The sequence below is a fragment of the Salinispira pacifica genome, assembly GCF_000507245.1.
In the GTDB taxonomy this organism is placed as follows: domain Bacteria; phylum Spirochaetota; class Spirochaetia; order DSM-27196; family Salinispiraceae; genus Salinispira; species Salinispira pacifica.
In genome coordinates this window covers 1,401,293-1,415,833 of record NC_023035.1, presented here as the reverse complement: position 1 = coordinate 1,415,833, position 14,541 = coordinate 1,401,293, and the positions used below count along the sequence as shown (strand labels likewise).

12 protein-coding genes and 1 tRNA gene are annotated in these 14,541 nt (G+C 53.1%); 4 read left to right on the top strand and 9 right to left on the bottom strand.

Annotated features, from left to right (window positions below):
- Nucleotides 1–21: 21 nt before the first annotated feature.
- Nucleotides 22–684, top strand: a complete 663-nt coding sequence (locus L21SP2_RS06290) for a hypothetical protein (protein WP_024267663.1) — start codon at nt 22–24, stop codon at nt 682–684.
- Nucleotides 685–705: 21 nt separating this feature from the next.
- On the opposite strand, the gene L21SP2_RS16985 is transcribed toward L21SP2_RS06290, so the two are convergent.
- Together L21SP2_RS16985 and L21SP2_RS06280 are read right to left on the bottom strand one after the other, a co-directional pair.
- On the bottom strand, nt 706–1,632 hold the full coding sequence (locus L21SP2_RS16985; protein WP_024267662.1) for a TlyA family RNA methyltransferase: 927 nt from the start codon (nt 1,630–1,632) through the stop codon (nt 706–708).
- A complete protein-coding gene (locus tag L21SP2_RS06280; protein ID WP_244437952.1) occupies nt 1,632–2,465 on the bottom strand; it encodes a TIGR00282 family metallophosphoesterase in 834 nt (277 codons plus the stop codon). Before L21SP2_RS06280 ends, L21SP2_RS16985 begins: the two co-directional genes overlap by 1 nt.
- Before the next feature lie 235 nt (nt 2,466–2,700).
- On the opposite strand from L21SP2_RS06280, the gene L21SP2_RS06275 reads away from it, so the two are divergent.
- Nucleotides 2,701–3,480 carry a Pheromone cAD1 precursor lipoprotein Cad gene (locus L21SP2_RS06275; RefSeq protein WP_024267660.1) on the top strand — a complete coding sequence of 260 codons (780 nt, stop codon included), beginning with the start codon at nt 2,701–2,703 and terminating at the stop codon, nt 3,478–3,480.
- Between the two features lie 68 nt (nt 3,481–3,548).
- Here L21SP2_RS06275 and L21SP2_RS06270 read toward each other — a convergent pair whose 3' ends face one another.
- The 7 genes from L21SP2_RS06270 to L21SP2_RS06235 all read right to left on the bottom strand — a co-directional run bounded on the left by L21SP2_RS06270 (nt 3,549) and on the right by L21SP2_RS06235 (nt 13,302).
- Nucleotides 3,549–5,396, bottom strand: a complete 1,848-nt coding sequence (locus tag L21SP2_RS06270) for a sensor histidine kinase (RefSeq protein WP_024267659.1) — start codon at nt 5,394–5,396, stop codon at nt 3,549–3,551.
- Between the two features lie 139 nt (nt 5,397–5,535).
- Nucleotides 5,536–6,825 carry a group II intron reverse transcriptase/maturase gene (gene ltrA / locus L21SP2_RS06265; protein WP_024266491.1) on the bottom strand — a complete coding sequence of 430 codons (1,290 nt, stop codon included), beginning with the start codon at nt 6,823–6,825 and terminating at the stop codon, nt 5,536–5,538.
- Between the two features lie 832 nt (nt 6,826–7,657).
- Nucleotides 7,658–9,187, bottom strand: a complete 1,530-nt coding sequence (gene rny / locus L21SP2_RS06255; protein WP_041401274.1) for a ribonuclease Y — start codon at nt 9,185–9,187, stop codon at nt 7,658–7,660.
- Nucleotides 9,188–9,324: 137 nt separating this feature from the next.
- Nucleotides 9,325–10,512 carry a glycine C-acetyltransferase gene (locus tag L21SP2_RS06250; protein WP_024267657.1) on the bottom strand — a complete coding sequence of 396 codons (1,188 nt, stop codon included), beginning with the start codon at nt 10,510–10,512 and terminating at the stop codon, nt 9,325–9,327.
- A 40-nt stretch (nt 10,513–10,552) separates the two neighbouring features.
- Nucleotides 10,553–11,995 (bottom strand): Gx transporter family protein, encoded by a 1,443-nt coding sequence (locus L21SP2_RS18330; RefSeq protein WP_024267656.1) that lies wholly within the window; start codon nt 11,993–11,995, stop codon nt 10,553–10,555.
- Nucleotides 11,985–12,983 carry a radical SAM protein gene (locus L21SP2_RS06240; RefSeq protein WP_024267655.1) on the bottom strand — a complete coding sequence of 333 codons (999 nt, stop codon included), beginning with the start codon at nt 12,981–12,983 and terminating at the stop codon, nt 11,985–11,987. The genes L21SP2_RS18330 and L21SP2_RS06240 overlap by 11 nt, the downstream gene beginning before the upstream one ends.
- Nucleotides 12,984–13,228: 245 nt before the next feature.
- A tRNA-Arg gene (locus tag L21SP2_RS06235) sits at nt 13,229–13,302 on the bottom strand.
- A gap of 113 nt (nt 13,303–13,415) precedes the next feature.
- On the opposite strand from L21SP2_RS06235, the gene L21SP2_RS06230 reads away from it, so the two are divergent.
- Entirely contained in the window at nt 13,416–13,652 is a 237-nt protein-coding gene (locus L21SP2_RS06230) for a hypothetical protein (protein WP_024267654.1), read from the top strand.
- 104 nt (nt 13,653–13,756) lie between these two features.
- Complete coding sequence (locus L21SP2_RS06225) at nt 13,757–14,443, top strand: Maf family protein (protein WP_024267653.1); 687 nt, start codon at nt 13,757–13,759, stop codon at nt 14,441–14,443.
- Nucleotides 14,444–14,541: the final 98 nt, after the last annotated feature.

Below are 14,541 nucleotides of genomic sequence, written 5' to 3'. Positions count from 1 at the left end.
ACAGAGCTCCCGAGACCAGGCATGCCAAAAGCTCCGGGCATACAAGCGGCGCCCCGCACACGAAAGGCCCGGTGCGCCTGGATTTTCCTGCCCGGCAGAAGGGCAGTCGCCATTTTCGCCGCTGCGGTCCTGATCATATGCAGCGCTGCCGGGAGCCGTGCATACGCAGCGCCGCCGGTACTCTCCGCGGGTGTTGAACGCAGCCTGACTGTGGGCAGCAGCAATGAACTGAGCAGGGGCAGCTACGGCATGGGGGCACGGGTCAGTTTTGTTCCGGAATTCCTGGAATTTTCTCCGGTTATTGCCCTGGGTCTCCCGTTGGATCTGGGTGCCGGCATTCATTTACCAGAACCTGACCCAGTACAGTCAATTACGTACCAGAAAGCCGGGGCCGGTGTTCAGCTCCGCTTCAACGCTTTTGAGGGCTTTCGGATAACCGTTGATCTACAGGGAGGCGCATATCTGAGACAGATCCGCTACCTGCTCTATGGAGAACCGGCTACCACCTTGATGGTAAACTCCTACCTTGATGCCGGACCGGGCCTGGAATTTTCATCCCGAAGGCGGCAGGAAAATGATCCCGGATGGTTTTTCCAGCTGATGCCCGGATACACTCTGCTATTCGCCCGTGATGTGAATGCACAGCATATTTCATTCCGTATTTTCTCGGGAATATCCTGGTAGCCGTATCGGCAGATGCAGGTTTCAGCCTTTTTCCTGCTTCAGAAACAACAGGGCAAAATATTCCTGATTCCCCTGCCCTCCCTTCAGAGCCGACGGCCAGTAATTCCTCACAGACACCCCCTGTGCAGCCAGTCGTTGAAAGGTGTTTTCCAGAATCTGCAATGAGGTCTCTTCATCGGAGATCACCCCGTCAAACCCAGGGAGTTGAATATCGGAGTGCTCAAGCTCAAACTGGGGTTTCAGCAAGGCAAGGAGAAGGCCCCTGGAAGTAAGGCGGAGAATATGGGTGGCCACCCCCTCCATGCTTCTAAAGGAGAGATCCGCCACTGCAAGATCCGGAGTGGGCCGCAGTTCACCCCGGGGAATTGACAGAATATTGCAGCGTTCACGGACATAAACCCGGGGGTCGATTCGCAGGCGGTAATCGAGCTGATTATACCCCACATCAACGGCATGGATCGTCCGGGCTCCCCGTTTTAGCAGACAGTCGCTGAAGCCTCCGGTGGAGGCACCGGCGTCCAGAATCACCGCATCGGAATACAGAAATCCTTCGGAAGCGGCGAGCTCAAGAACGGAATCCAGCTTTGCACCGCCCCTGCTCACGAAGCCTGTTATCGGAGGCTGAACACTTCGTTCAGCATTTCCTCTCCCTTCCGGCTGCCCGGTGCCGGAAGAAGTGCCGGAAGAGGTGCCGGAAGAGGTGACAGAAGAGGTGACAGAAGACAGTGCGGCGCCGGATTCCTCCCCGCCGGAAAGGCCTTCCACATACAGCTCTGCGGTCGCCGGAACAACGGCACCCGGCTGTTTTTCCCGATGACCGTTCACCCACACATCTCCATGGAGCACCCGTGCAAACAGCCACTCCCTGCTTTTGGCGGGGAACCGGAGAACGAGAAGATCCAGTAACTTTTTCCGTTTCTTTCCTGGCTTCCTGTTGGATGGCGGCATCAGAACCCCGCAGCCTCTCTCACCGGGAATATTTCCGTGGTGGTAAGGGGTGACTGTTCATCAAAGCGCACCACCAGGGCACTCACCACCGCAGAATTTTCGCTTACTTCATTTCTCAATGGCAGGTCGGTAAGGTGTCTCTGAATACCGATGTTGGCGTCGAAGCCGATGATGCTCTGATCAGGACCGGTTGACCCTATGTCGGTAATAAATCCTGTCCCCGAGGGAAGGACTCTCTGATCCGCGGTCTGAATATGGGTGTGGGTGCCGAACAAGGCGGTAATTTTTCCATCCAGATGATAGGCAAGCGCCTCTTTTTCCTGTGGATTTTCGGCATGGAAATCCACTATTACCGCATCTGCCTCGGATTTCACTTTTCTCAGCAGCTCGTTGGCTTTTTTAAACGGACAATCTATGGGCCACATTCCGTATCGCCCCTGGAGATTTAATACCGCCAGCCGGATTCCCCCGGCATTGAAAATACAGCTTCCATGACCGGGATTCCCGGAGGGATAATTGGCAGGACGGAGCATCATTGGTTGTTCATCCAGATAGCGGTAGATTTCTCTTTGCTGCCAGATATGGTTTCCGGAGGTAATTACATCCGCCCCGGATTGAAAGATAGTATCCGCCAATTCAGGTGTCAGTCCGAATCCGTCGCTGGCATTTTCCCCATTTACAATTGTGAGGTCGGCCTTGTAGGTTTTTTTCATTTTGGGCAGCATGGCAAACAATGCCCGCATGCCGGGTTTCCCGATGATATCGCCTATTGCAAGAATGGTGCGTTCCATATATTCAGCTCCTGAAGGCATGGTAATGTGCAAATCTACCACAAAGCTCTCCGGGCTCCAACTGCCGGCGGCCCTTGAATCTGATGTTACCCCAACCGCATTGGTTTTATCATCCGGAATACATTACTTTTATATATATTTCCATATATTTTATTTATTTCATATTGGATAAAATGTTATAGAATACTTTTCAGCTCATTGCCTGTTTAATATTTTGAATATATACTAGCATCTGAACACGGAAACCCGTGCACATTTTTTCTTATGGAGGCTCATAATGAGATCTTTTTACAAAATCCTCAGCGTAACCGTACTGGCGCTTTTCAGCATCGCCCTGATCGGATGCGGAAACAGTACATCATATACTGACGGAGTATATTTTGCCATGGAAGATGGCTATTCTGACAGCGGCTGGCGCTACAACGTGACCCTGGTGGTTGAAGACGGGGAGTTCACCGATGTGACCTGGAACGGTTCAAATATCAACGGCGGCACCGATAAAATTTCTCTTTCAGAAGACGGCGGCTACCCCATGGTTGAGCGGGGCGGCGCAATGGCAGACTGGCACGTACAGTCAGCAGCCGTGGAAGAATATTTTCTGGAAAACCAGTCCACAGAGCAACCCGATGCCATCAGCGCCGCGACCATTCATTACGATGAATTCTATGCCCTGGTGAACAAGGCGCTTGAAAACGGTCCCACAGGATACGGCCCCTACGAAGACGGCAATTACACCGCCAGCGCAGATGAATTCGGCAATGGCTGGAAGTATTTCGTGGATATCACCGTTATTTCAGGTTATGTAACCTCAGCACACTGGGACGCCATCCCCGAAGAAGAGGGAACCAACAAGGCTCAGCGTTCACGGGACGGTGAATACGGAATGGTTGAAAACGGCGGTGCAATGGCTCCCTGGTGGGAACAGGCCCGTGCAGTGGAAGAAGCATTCATCGAAAGCCAGAGCGTAGATGCCCCCGATTCCATCTCCGGCGCAACCATCGGCCTGGATACATTCTATGACCTTGCCGCAGCAGCCCTGGAAGGCGCAGAGCGCTAAGCAGTCGGACAAATCTGTGACAAAAACGGCCGGCCGGGTTAATCCCGGGCGGCCGTTTTTTTATACTCTCAGATGTCCTGCTCCATGCTGAAATCGCCGGGAATACACAAAATGAATTTGACGTTTTCCGCCCCCCCGGGTACTGCGCCGTTCTGTACAGTAAGGGTACCCTCAAGCTGTTCAACCATGGATTTTACAAGCTGAAGTCCGGTGCCCCCATGCTCTTCAATGGAAAAACCATCGTCCACACCAATGCCGTTGTCGGCAACTTGCAGGGAAAGCCCTCCGTCAGAAGGTTCAAGAACAACTGTGATGTGGTGGGGCGCCCCCCCGGTCTCCGGCGCCGGAGAACCCCCGTCGGAATGCATGGTATCAGGAAAGGCATACTTGAAAGAATTGGTAATCAGCTCCACGGTTACCAATCCGATAATGCTGGCGTACTCAAAGGGGACCTGCATGGGCGAAAGACGGACATCCATGGAAATTCCTTTTTCACTGCCGTTGTACATCCGGGCAAGATCCGCTATCAGGGGCTGGAGATAGGGTTTCAGTTCTATGCCCTCCGGGGTTTCATACTCTGAAGCCATTTCATGAACGGAGCTGATGGACTGAACTTTTGCGATAATATCGTTAATGCTCTCATACACATCAGGATCCTGATGATACTGGAATTTAAGACTGATGAGTGATGAAAGGACCTGAAAATTGTTTTTAATTCGGTGATGGGTTTCCCGGATCAGCAATTCCTTGTTGGCAAGGGACTCCTGGAGGGCGGCCTCCTTCAATCTCCGCTCCAGATTCCGCTGACGAATGAAAAAGAACAAACCGATGATCAGCAAGGTTTCCAGAACCAGAGCAGTGAACACGAGAATAACATACAGGCCGTATCTGGCAAAAAGAGTGTTGGGGCGGTTTATGAGACGGCTGTCTCCGGGTATTCGGATTTTCGGAATTCCGTGGGTGGATGCCGCCTGAAGGTCAATAATATTCGTCACCGCAATTTCGGTTTCCGACACACCGGGAGCTTCACCGAAAACCACATCCCTTGCCAATTCCGCCACTCCCTTTCCGTAGCCCCGGGAACTGGTCATGGCTCCGCCTACTAAACCGGTATCTGCAAGACTGTCGTACATTCCGAATATGGGAATGGAACTCTCCTCAACAATGCCCGGCAGCTCGCGTACAAGGGTATAACTGCTGCCTCCGTTATCCTGGGAATAGGAAATCATGATGGCCAGTTCACGGTCATCGGCGTCCCGGAGGCGCTGCTTCAGTTGCGGAAGGGGAAGTCCTGTAAGCCACTGGACTTCCCGCTCGTCAGGCAGCACATCCAGCACGGATTCCACCAGTTCGGCAAACCGTACATCTGTGCTGTGGCTGCCGGAAATGAACAGGATTTTATCTCTCTCCGGGAGAAGGCGCCGGGTCAGCTCCAGGGTGGCACGGGTGGCGGAACGAAATGCCGAAGGGAAAGTGAACGTTTTTCCCCTGCCGTCATCCAGGCGCTGGAGAGTGGTCAGCTGCACGGGAGTGGCAAGAGTGTAGATAACGGGAATGTCGATGGTATTATACAGACCGCTTTCAATAAAAAAATCTATTACACCGGGAAGAGCCGCAATAATCACATCGGGCTTTTCAATGCCCAGATCCCATTTCAGATATTCAGAAATCACCTGCATATCGGCACGGTTTCTGATGTTTTCCGTATCCAGGTAATGGAGCTGCATATTCACGTCGCCGGGCCATATATCCCGGAGAGTATCCAGAAAAACCGAATTGAACGTCTGCTGCCACACCCCTGCCTCTTCCGATGCATGAATGACATAGCTGATTAATGGCTGGGAAAAAATGCGGATATTCAGCAGCTGCAGAAGAAACAGTACGATACAAAACCGTGTAGCAAGTCGGGAGTTCATACTTTTATGGTAATGGAAAAAAGGCGGGCTGTGCGGAAATTTACACAATCGAGTAGGGCAATAAAGGAGGAATGACCTCCTTTATTGTCCCTCTCACAGAACCGTACGTACGGACCTCGTATACGGCTCCTGTCTTCAGTTATCCAGCAAGCTGCCGGACAGAAATTGCGACCTGTACCTTGTCGAGAGAAAACAGATTCATCTCTTCAAAGTGCTTGTTTTGCAGCGCCATGGCTGCAAGCGGACTTTTAGCCGATCTCCACGAACTCATCTTGATGTGTTTGAATTCGCCTTGAAATCCCAGCTGCCGCAATCGGCGGTGCAGCCGGGAAGAGCGTTTCCAAAGTCGCAACTGAATAGCCCGCAATCGCCTGCGTACCCAGCTCATCAGCTCCCTGAATACCTTCGTACAATTTGCTATCCTGAAATAGTTAGCAAACCCGCGTAGTACTGGATTGAGTTCGTAAATTGTCGATCCCAGCGGTCTCCCGCTGTTGCGTCGGGTCAGTTTCCTGACCTTGTCCTTGAAGGCTTTCACCTTCTTTTCCTGAATCCGGGTGTGGTGACGAGAGATTACTACTCCAAGGTAGCGCACCCCCTCATACAGGTTTGTAATGTGAGTTTTCTCACGATTCACAGCCAGTCCCATTTCTTCTTCCAGAAAATGCGTTGCAGCTGCAAGCCGACGTTCCGCACCTTTTTGTGATGAAGCAAAGATGAGGATATCGTCGGCATAGCGAACTATGCGATACCCTCGTGCCATGCTCCACTGGTCAAAGAAGTCGAGGTAGATGTTCGCGAGAAGCGGACTAATCACCCCGCCCTGGGGACTCCCTTCTTCAGTGTTCTCTTCACCAGCATCCGTCATCACACCACTTTCAAGAAAGAGGCGTATGAGATTCAAGATGCTTCCATCGGCAACTCGTTTTCGTACTTGAGTCAGTAAAAAGTCATGCTTCAGTGTGTCAAAACACTTCGACAAGTCCATATCCACTACCCATTCCAATTCATACCTGCGCATGAACGTAGATGCCTTATCAATTGCCTGATGTGCGCTTCTGCCCGGTCGGTATCCGTAACTGGACGGATGAAAGTCCGGGTCAAATATTGGGTTTAGAATGTCCAGTAAGGCTTGCTGGACTACCCGGTCGCGAACCGAAGGTATCCCGAGTTTCCTTACTCCTCCCCCGTCTTTGGGTATTTCCACCCTCAAGACTGGAAGCGGTCGGTAGCTCTTGTCCTTCAATTCCTTCACAAGTACATCGAGTTGCTCCGCCAGACGGTCGGCAAAGGCTTTGACGCTCACTCCGTCTACTCCGGGGGCTCCGTTCGCTGCCTTCACCTTCCTGAAAGCGGCCTCCAGCCGTGGTCTCTCGAGCATCCTGCCGTAGAGGCTGTACCAGATTTTACGATTTCCTTGTGTCTGCATCTTCTTTCGTTTGAAACCTCGGCGGTGAAACTCCTGCTCATTCTCTCCTCTGCAGCTGTCTCTTAGCCATTTTCCGGCAATATTCAGCTGGTCAAAAAGATACTCAGGTCAACGGTATTCTGGCTCAGCTTCCTGGTTCCCCAGTCGGCCGTGGCCACATACTCTGCTCACTTTCCAGCAACTTTCTGTTTAGGCTTCACGCTCCTTCGGTTGCATAGGCGAGCAGGCAGCGTAGCTGCCGACCAGCCTTTTCATCGAAACAAGATTTACTAAAAACTTCGTCCCTTCGCATCCGCATCCGGCTTTTGGCCTGAATGCAGTCCTCGTCACCGGGGACGAGGTCATTCCGGTTTTCTCCTCCACACCATTACTGGCTTTCACTGGCCGGAACTTACTCACTACTACGGACTCATCTGCCACCTGCTGAAACTTCGATCTGACTTGCATTTCTGCTTGTCGTTCCCTACCCTTTGCTGGGATTTCAACAGGTTTACCCAGATACTGTGCGCAGTCCCTGTAAACAACGCCATCCTCAAACACACTACAGGTCTGTTCAGGTTTCGGGCTTCGCGCTATTTTGCACGCTTACCACCCCTGTTGTGCCGTATCAGGTTCGCTTTCGCTATGTGCTGTTCACTTCCTATTGCTTCCTTCAGACCCAACCGTTGCCAGCTGCGCCCTTGCAATTCGGATTGTCTTCCTCCTGAACGAGGCGACACCGGTATCTTCCAACCGGTCGGGTATGCCTGCGCTTCGCTGGGCATACAAAAAGGCTGCACGGAGGTTTCCGTGCAGCCGTACTTCAGTATTTACAAATTTTCTGTGAGCGGCATCAGCGTGCGTACTCCACAATTCGGGTTTCACGAATCATTGTTACCTTGATCCGCCCCGGATAGCGAAGTTCAGCTTCAATCCGTTTGGCAATTTCACGGGCAATTTCCCGGGCCTCATTATCGCTGACCTTTTCATGGTCAACCATGATCCGCAATTCCCGGCCGGCCTGGATGGCATATGCCTTATCCACGCCGTCAAAATCCTCGGCAATCTTTTCAAGATTCTCAAGACGCTTAATATAGTTATCCAGCGTCTCCCGGCGTGCACCGGGGCGGGAAGCGCTCAGCGCATCCGCAATCTGTACAATCACCGACTCTACGCAGCTGTGAGGTACATCTCCGTGGTGGGATGCGATGGCGTTAATGACCCGCTCATCCTCACCGGTGCGCTTGGCAAGCTCAACACCCAGTTCAACATGGTTGGAATCACCGTCAGACTCGATTCCTTTGCCCACGTCGTGGAGCAAACCTGCTCTCCGTGCAATTTCAGTATCCGCACCCACTTCAGCGGCGATCATGCCTGCAAACACGGCCACTTCCTTGGAATGGGCCAGCACATTCTGTCCGTAACTGGTTCTGAACACCAGCCGCCCGATTCCCCGGATACCTTCGGGTTTCATATGATGGATGCCCAGATCAAACAGAACCTTTTCACCTTCTTCAAAGATGTACTGACTGATCTCCTGGGTTACCTTCTGAACCACTTCTTCAATCCTGGTGGGATGGATTCGTCCGTCGCTGATGAGCCGTTCAAGGCTCCGCCGGGCGATCTCTTTCCGCACAGGATCGAAACATGAAACAACCACCGCTTCGGGAGTATCATCGATAATGATATCCACTCCGGTCAGGGTTTCCAGGGTTCTGATGTTTCGCCCTTCCCTGCCGATAATGCGGCCCTTCATTTCATCGTTGGGAAGATTCACTGATGCGACGGTTACTTCCGCATTCACCTCACTGGCCATGCGCTGGATTGTGGAGATGAGTATCTCCCGTCCCTTACGCTCAGCTGTGATCTGACCTTCCTGTTCGATCTTATGGATGAGAGCCTGGGCGTCGTGCCGGGCTTCATCCTCCAGTGATGAGATAATCATTTTCTTCGCCTCATCACGTGTGAGACTGGAAACGCGCTCTAGTTCATTGCGCCAATTATCTTCCTGCCTGCCGAGCTCTTGCTCGCGGTCCTGTATTTTCCTCTCGCGGTCAGCGAATGTCGAATGCTGTTGTTCGACATAGGCCAGTTTTTCGTCTAGGTTTTCTTCCTTCTGGAGAAGTCGTTTCTCGAATTTATTGAGTTCTTGTCTTCGTTCTCGAAACTCACGTTCCTGTGTATTTCTTTCCCGTAGAAGTTCATCTTTTGTTTCTAATACCAATTCCCTTTTCAGGGCATCGGCTTCCTTTACAGCATCTCGTTTTAACCGCTCACTCTTCTGTTCTGAAGAAGTAAGCTGAAATCTGGCATAAAGCCATCGTATTGTCCAACCTAGAATCAATCCCGCAAGAGGAAGGGTTATATAAAGTACGATGTTCATACTTCCCTCCACTCTAGGGTTGTCTAATTCAAATTAGGAGATTCAACCCGCTTTGTCAAGCTTTCTGTATTAACAAGAATTATACAGTGCTATTTTCGTTTATTTATTTATAAACTCCATATACACCAACAAGCACATCATCCTGATTCCCGGCGGGAAGAAGCGAAAGCAGCAAGAGCCCGGTCAAGATCCTCACGGCTGTGGGCGGCGGAAATCTGCACCCTCACCCGTGCCTTTCCCCTGGGAACCACAGGATACGAGAAGGCCACGGCATAGATTTTCTGCTCAAACAGCTTCCCGGCGGTCTCAACAGCCAGTTTTTCATCATATAGCATGATGGGAATAATGGGATGCTCAGCCTCCGGCACATCAAATCCCATTTTTTTCAGCCCGTCGCGGAAATATGCCGTGTTCTCCCACACTGCTTTGCGCAGTTCCGGATGGCGTTTTCTCAGCTCAAGGGCTTTCAGGGATGCGGCCACTATGGGAGGGGCAAGGGAGTTGGAGAACAGATAGGGACGGCTTCTCTGACGCAGCAGGTCGATAATTTCCTTCCTGCCGGAGGTGTACCCCCCGCTGGCTCCGCCAAGAGCCTTCCCCAGAGTACCGGTGACAATATCCACCCTGTCCTGAACACCGAACATTTCCGGCGTACCTGCACCGCTGTCTCCCACAAATCCTACGGCATGGCTGTCATCAACCATCACCATGGCGTCAAAGCGATCGGCTACCCGGCAAATTTCCTCCAGAGGGGCGTAGGTTCCGTCCATGCTGAAGACGCCGTCGGTTGCAATGAGGATATGCCGGGCTCCCCCATCCCTGGCCTCCTGAAGCTTTGATTCCAGGTCTTTGGTGTCACGGTTTTTATAGCGGTAGCGGGCTGCTTTGGAAAGGCGTATGCCGTCGATGATGCTTGCATGGTTCAGCTCGTCGGAAATGATGGCATCTTCTTTTCCCATTACCGTTTCGAACAATCCTCCGTTGGCATCAAAGCAGGATGAATACAGAATTGTATCGTCGCAGCCCAGCATACGGGATATCTCCTTTTCCAGCTCACGGTGCTGATCCTGAGTTCCGCAGATAAAACGAACAGAACTCATGCCGAAACCCCTCCGGGCAAGACTCTCGCCGGCGGCCTGAATAATGTCGGAATGATCGCTTAAACCAAGATAATTATTTGCACAGAAATTCAGATATTCGCCCTCTTCCTCCTGCAGGGTAAAGCGGGGATTCTGGGGGCTGGTAATGGTAAATTCATGTTTCCATAGGCCGGAGGATTCAATTTCATCCAGCTGATTGCGTAAGTCTTCACGAAATGTGCTCATGTTCACTCCTTGTATGTATCAGTATAACACCGGGAGAGGATCAGAAAAGAAGGAAATCTGAAAATACCAGAGGCAGGGCGATGAGCAGATCGATCATCACAATGATAGCTGCCTGGATCCAGGGAGATGGACCGGAGGAAGCGGATGGACCGGAAGCAGCGGGGGATTCTGATGCAGGACTGTCTTCGGCCTGCCTTCCCGGCCTGGCCTCTGCGGCTTCTCCATCTTCCTGAAACGGGAGAGCGGAGAGTTCGAACAGAACTCTGTCCAGCCGGGCCACCAGGCCGCCGATCCGGGCCTTTTTCCGAAACTCATAAATATGCTCGAAAAACCTCAGCGTGGCGGAAATCAGTTTGCCCAGGGTGCCGGGTATTTTCAGATCCCGCCGGATGGAAAACAGTGAGATAAACACAAAGCCGATAATGGTCAGTCCCCTCCCCAACCCCGAAAGCAGAGCCCCCCGGGTAACGGCAAATCCGCCGATGTATGTGAGCACCCGTCCCTGAGGAACCAGAGCGTGGAAAAAAGTCACCGAGGCCAGAAGAAAAATGAAGTAGGTGTACAACAGCCTCTTCCCCGCCATACGGGTGAGAATCCCGAGGATCAGCACCTGAATGAAGCGGGCTGCGGGATCGGTGGTGAGAAGATAGATGGGGAGTACGCTTAATCCTGCAATGAATGCGGCATTGGTGCTTAACAGCCGCTGCAGAGGGGCGCGTCGTCTCCGCCGGCGGGGAGTTTCAGAGGATTGACGTTCGTCATACTCTGAAAGGTCCGGAATCTTCCCCTCTTCCTCCTCCGGCGAGTCCGCCGGGATTGAGGGAGAAGAATGGACAGACCGTCCGGCCAACTCATTCTGATCCGCCCCCAGGCGAACGTATTGAAGGTAGAACCAGCGGGACCGCCGGGAAACCACTTCCGCAAGGGCCCCGATCACCACACCCGCAGCGAAGCCCAGACCGTAAAACAGGGGCAGAATCACCCAGGCCTGCTGACCGAATATCACCAGAACCGAGAACAGGCTTTGAACCGTATTGCTGGCCAGTGCACCTGCAAGACTCAGCCCCAGGTAGCTCAATCTGCCGGGGAGGAGGCGATACAGACCGTACATCAGAAAGAACGAAGCAAAACTTCCGGTGAGACTGAGCAGAAATACATAACTTGCCAGGGTGCCGTTCACCAGCCCCTGCCCCAAAACCTTTAAAAGAGTGAGCATGAGAAGTCCCGGCAGATCCAGCAGGGGAAAAGCCAGAAGAATGGGCAGATTTGCAAGCCCAAGGCGGAAAAACGGGACCGGCCGGGGAAAGAGGTATTCCAGAGTGGCGGCAAACATGCTGAATGCCGCAAACATGGCAATGTATTTCAGGCGGCGGGTACGCTCCGCTTCACCTTTAATGAGGCCCTGAGGGAGTCCATGAGGCAGAGATCCGCCGCTCCCGGACCCCTGGGGCGAACCTCCGGCTGGAGACTGGTCACCCTTCATATGCTTTCCCCTGCCAGCTGTTGCGCCGTTCCAACTCGGATTCAAAAAGGGCGGTGAAGCGGTAGTTCTTCATCCCCTCCCAGGATTCGTGCTCCTGAACCACCAGCTGCCGGGGTGCATCCGCACAGAGCCGTTCTATTTGTATATCCGGACGTATTCTCTCAATCACATCCAGGAGTGTATCAGTATATTCATCCACTGTCATAGGATTCCGGGGAAGGGACGATATCTTCTTCCCTGCTGCCGCCAGTTCTCCCCAGGGGCTTCGCCGGATGAGCTGGAGCTGATGAAATTTCAGCATGGAGATTGGAAGGGAATTGATATGTTCGGGAAGCTGCTGCAGCTGATCTTCCCCGGGAAGGCCGATCATAAGGTGGGCGCCGGCGGGAATATTTCTCTGCTCAAGCTTACCAAGGGCCGTTCGAATCTGTTCCGAAGATATGCCCCGGCGGGCTTCCTGCAGTGCCGCCGGACTGAAGCTCTCAATTCCCAGTTCCACCATGAGCTCCTTTTTCACCCTTTCAGCTTCGCCTCCGCTCTCTGACGGCCAGGCGGCATCGCCGAGCCGGGCCAGAACGTCCAATATTTCCGGCGGCAGGCAGTCCGGTCGGGTTCCGATAACCAGGGAATGGACCCGGGGCAAACTCAATATGCGGGCATAGATCTGCCGCAGATGCTCAGGATCGCCCAATGTGCCGGTGTAGCCCTGGATGTATGCAATGTATTTTTGTCGGGGATATTTTTCGCTGAATTTTTTCATTCCGGCATGGAATTGCTCAACGGGATCCATATGTCCCCTTCCCCCCGGAGGGAGGAAACTGTCGGGATTGCAGAAGGCGCAGCCTCCGCCCAGCCGCCTGGGACAGGACCGATCCAGGGTGATGCTGATCTTCTGGACCCGCTGCCCCACCGAACGCTTCAGCTCCCTCCCCCTGAGAAAGAGGCGGTGGGGACCCTGCCAGATCCTGCGGCATTCTTCAAGCGTCATTACAGATCACCTGGCATATCACCCGGAAACTGAGAAACCTGAACCTGTGAAAAAACAGAGGACGGAAAAGTGTCATACACCGCACACGGCCAGGGCCTGCATATACTTTTGGGAATGGTGATATGTATGCGACGACGGGCTGGTCCCCTGAAGTTTGATATTGTTGACTGTGACGGGAAGCCTGCGTGTTGAATACCTGATATTGCATGGGGTCTGGAACCGGGGGAAACCTTTGAAAAAAAATATGAGCTCGGCGGGATTCGAACCCACGACCTTCGCCTCCGGAGGGCGACGCTCTATCCAGCTGAGCTACGAACCCATATAATTGGTGAGCAATACAGTACTCAATGTTCACTCCAGTGTCAATAGCGTTTTGCAGGCGGTTGCCCCGGATTGCAGCCTCCACGGCTTCTGTGTACAATTCCACTCACTATGAAATTAAGCGCAAAGACCCGCCCTCACCTGCTTCGGCTTCTCCTGCTGGGAGTTGTTCTTGGAACTCTGAGCTGGGGGATTCTGGAAAAGCTGGCAGCACTGTCAGGATTCCCCTTCGATCTGAGTCTGGGCCCCATCGGCTTCGACATGTATATTATATCGGCATACATCAGGATAAATCCGGGGTCGGTGTTGGGGGCATTTCTGGGCTACCGGATGTTTGCCGCTGCATGAAGTTGGCATCTGCATGATGTTCGACGGGTCTGCCTATGAGCCGGACGGGAGAACAACCTTCCAGGCAGCAGCGCAACCGACACCCCCACCGGGAGGAGAATTCCATGATTCAATCACATCCCTTTGTTTTGGCCAGCGCATCACCCCAGCGCAGCACCCTGCTGAGCCAAATGGGCCTTGAGTTCAGCGTACACCCCGTGGATATGGACGAAGATCACCGGAAGGGTGAAGATGCCCGGGAACTGGTCCGTCTCCTGGCCCGGGAAAAACTTGAGCTCAGGCTGAACACCCCGGGAGAGTACGCCCCCGATTCCTGCATTCTCGCTGCCGACACCATCGTCGCCCTGGACAGTCACAGACTGGGGAAACCGGCGGACGCAGGTCAGGCGGAAGAATTTCTGGGAAAACTCTCAGGGCGGGAACACCAGGTACTCACCGGCCTGGCTATCTACCTGCCTGCTTCCATTTCAGCTGATATTCCGGCGCTGGAGGAGCACACCCCCGGGGAGATTCAGTGCGCCCCGCCGGATTCGGCCTTGAATCCGGATTTTGCGTCGGGAATCATTGCAGTGGCCCATGCCGTCACCAATATCGCCCTGAAAAACCTGGATACAGATGAAATCCGGGCATATCTTGATTGGGGAGAATATGAAGGCGCCGCCGGAGGCTACCGGGTGCAGGGCCGTGCAGGTTGTTTTCTCACAGGAATTTCCGGTTCCTACACCAACGTGGTGGGCTTGCCAATCGAGCTGTTATATGCCATACTCCGCCGAACTTCATTCTGGCAGTAACCTGCATCCGGCCCAGCCGGGAGCACCACAGATCAGGTAATGAAGAAATCTTCCGTATTCCCCGGGGCAGGCACAACGTAGCCGCCGATTCAGCGGAA

Bases quoted from the DNA above. Each gene is read 5' to 3' on its own strand.
- L21SP2_RS06290 (WP_024267663.1), top strand. From the start codon at position 22: ATGCCAAAAGCTCCGGGCATACAAGCGGCGCCCCGCACACGAAAGGCC.
- L21SP2_RS16985 (WP_024267662.1), bottom strand. From the start codon at position 1,632: ATGCCGCCATCCAACAGGAAGCCAGGAAAGAAACGGAAAAAGTTACTG.
- L21SP2_RS06275 (WP_024267660.1), top strand. From the start codon at position 2,701: ATGAGATCTTTTTACAAAATCCTCAGCGTAACCGTACTGGCGCTTTTC.
- L21SP2_RS06270 (WP_024267659.1), bottom strand. From the start codon at position 5,396: ATGAACTCCCGACTTGCTACACGGTTTTGTATCGTACTGTTTCTTCTG.
- ltrA (WP_024266491.1), bottom strand. From the start codon at position 6,825: ATGCAGACACAAGGAAATCGTAAAATCTGGTACAGCCTCTACGGCAGG.
- rny (WP_041401274.1), bottom strand. From the start codon at position 9,187: ATGAACATCGTACTTTATATAACCCTTCCTCTTGCGGGATTGATTCTA.
- L21SP2_RS06250 (WP_024267657.1), bottom strand. From the start codon at position 10,512: ATGAGCACATTTCGTGAAGACTTACGCAATCAGCTGGATGAAATTGAA.
- L21SP2_RS18330 (WP_024267656.1), bottom strand. From the start codon at position 11,995: ATGAAGGGTGACCAGTCTCCAGCCGGAGGTTCGCCCCAGGGGTCCGGG.
- L21SP2_RS06240 (WP_024267655.1), bottom strand. From the start codon at position 12,983: ATGACGCTTGAAGAATGCCGCAGGATCTGGCAGGGTCCCCACCGCCTC.
- L21SP2_RS06230 (WP_024267654.1), top strand. From the start codon at position 13,416: ATGAAATTAAGCGCAAAGACCCGCCCTCACCTGCTTCGGCTTCTCCTG.
- L21SP2_RS06225 (WP_024267653.1), top strand. From the start codon at position 13,757: ATGATTCAATCACATCCCTTTGTTTTGGCCAGCGCATCACCCCAGCGC.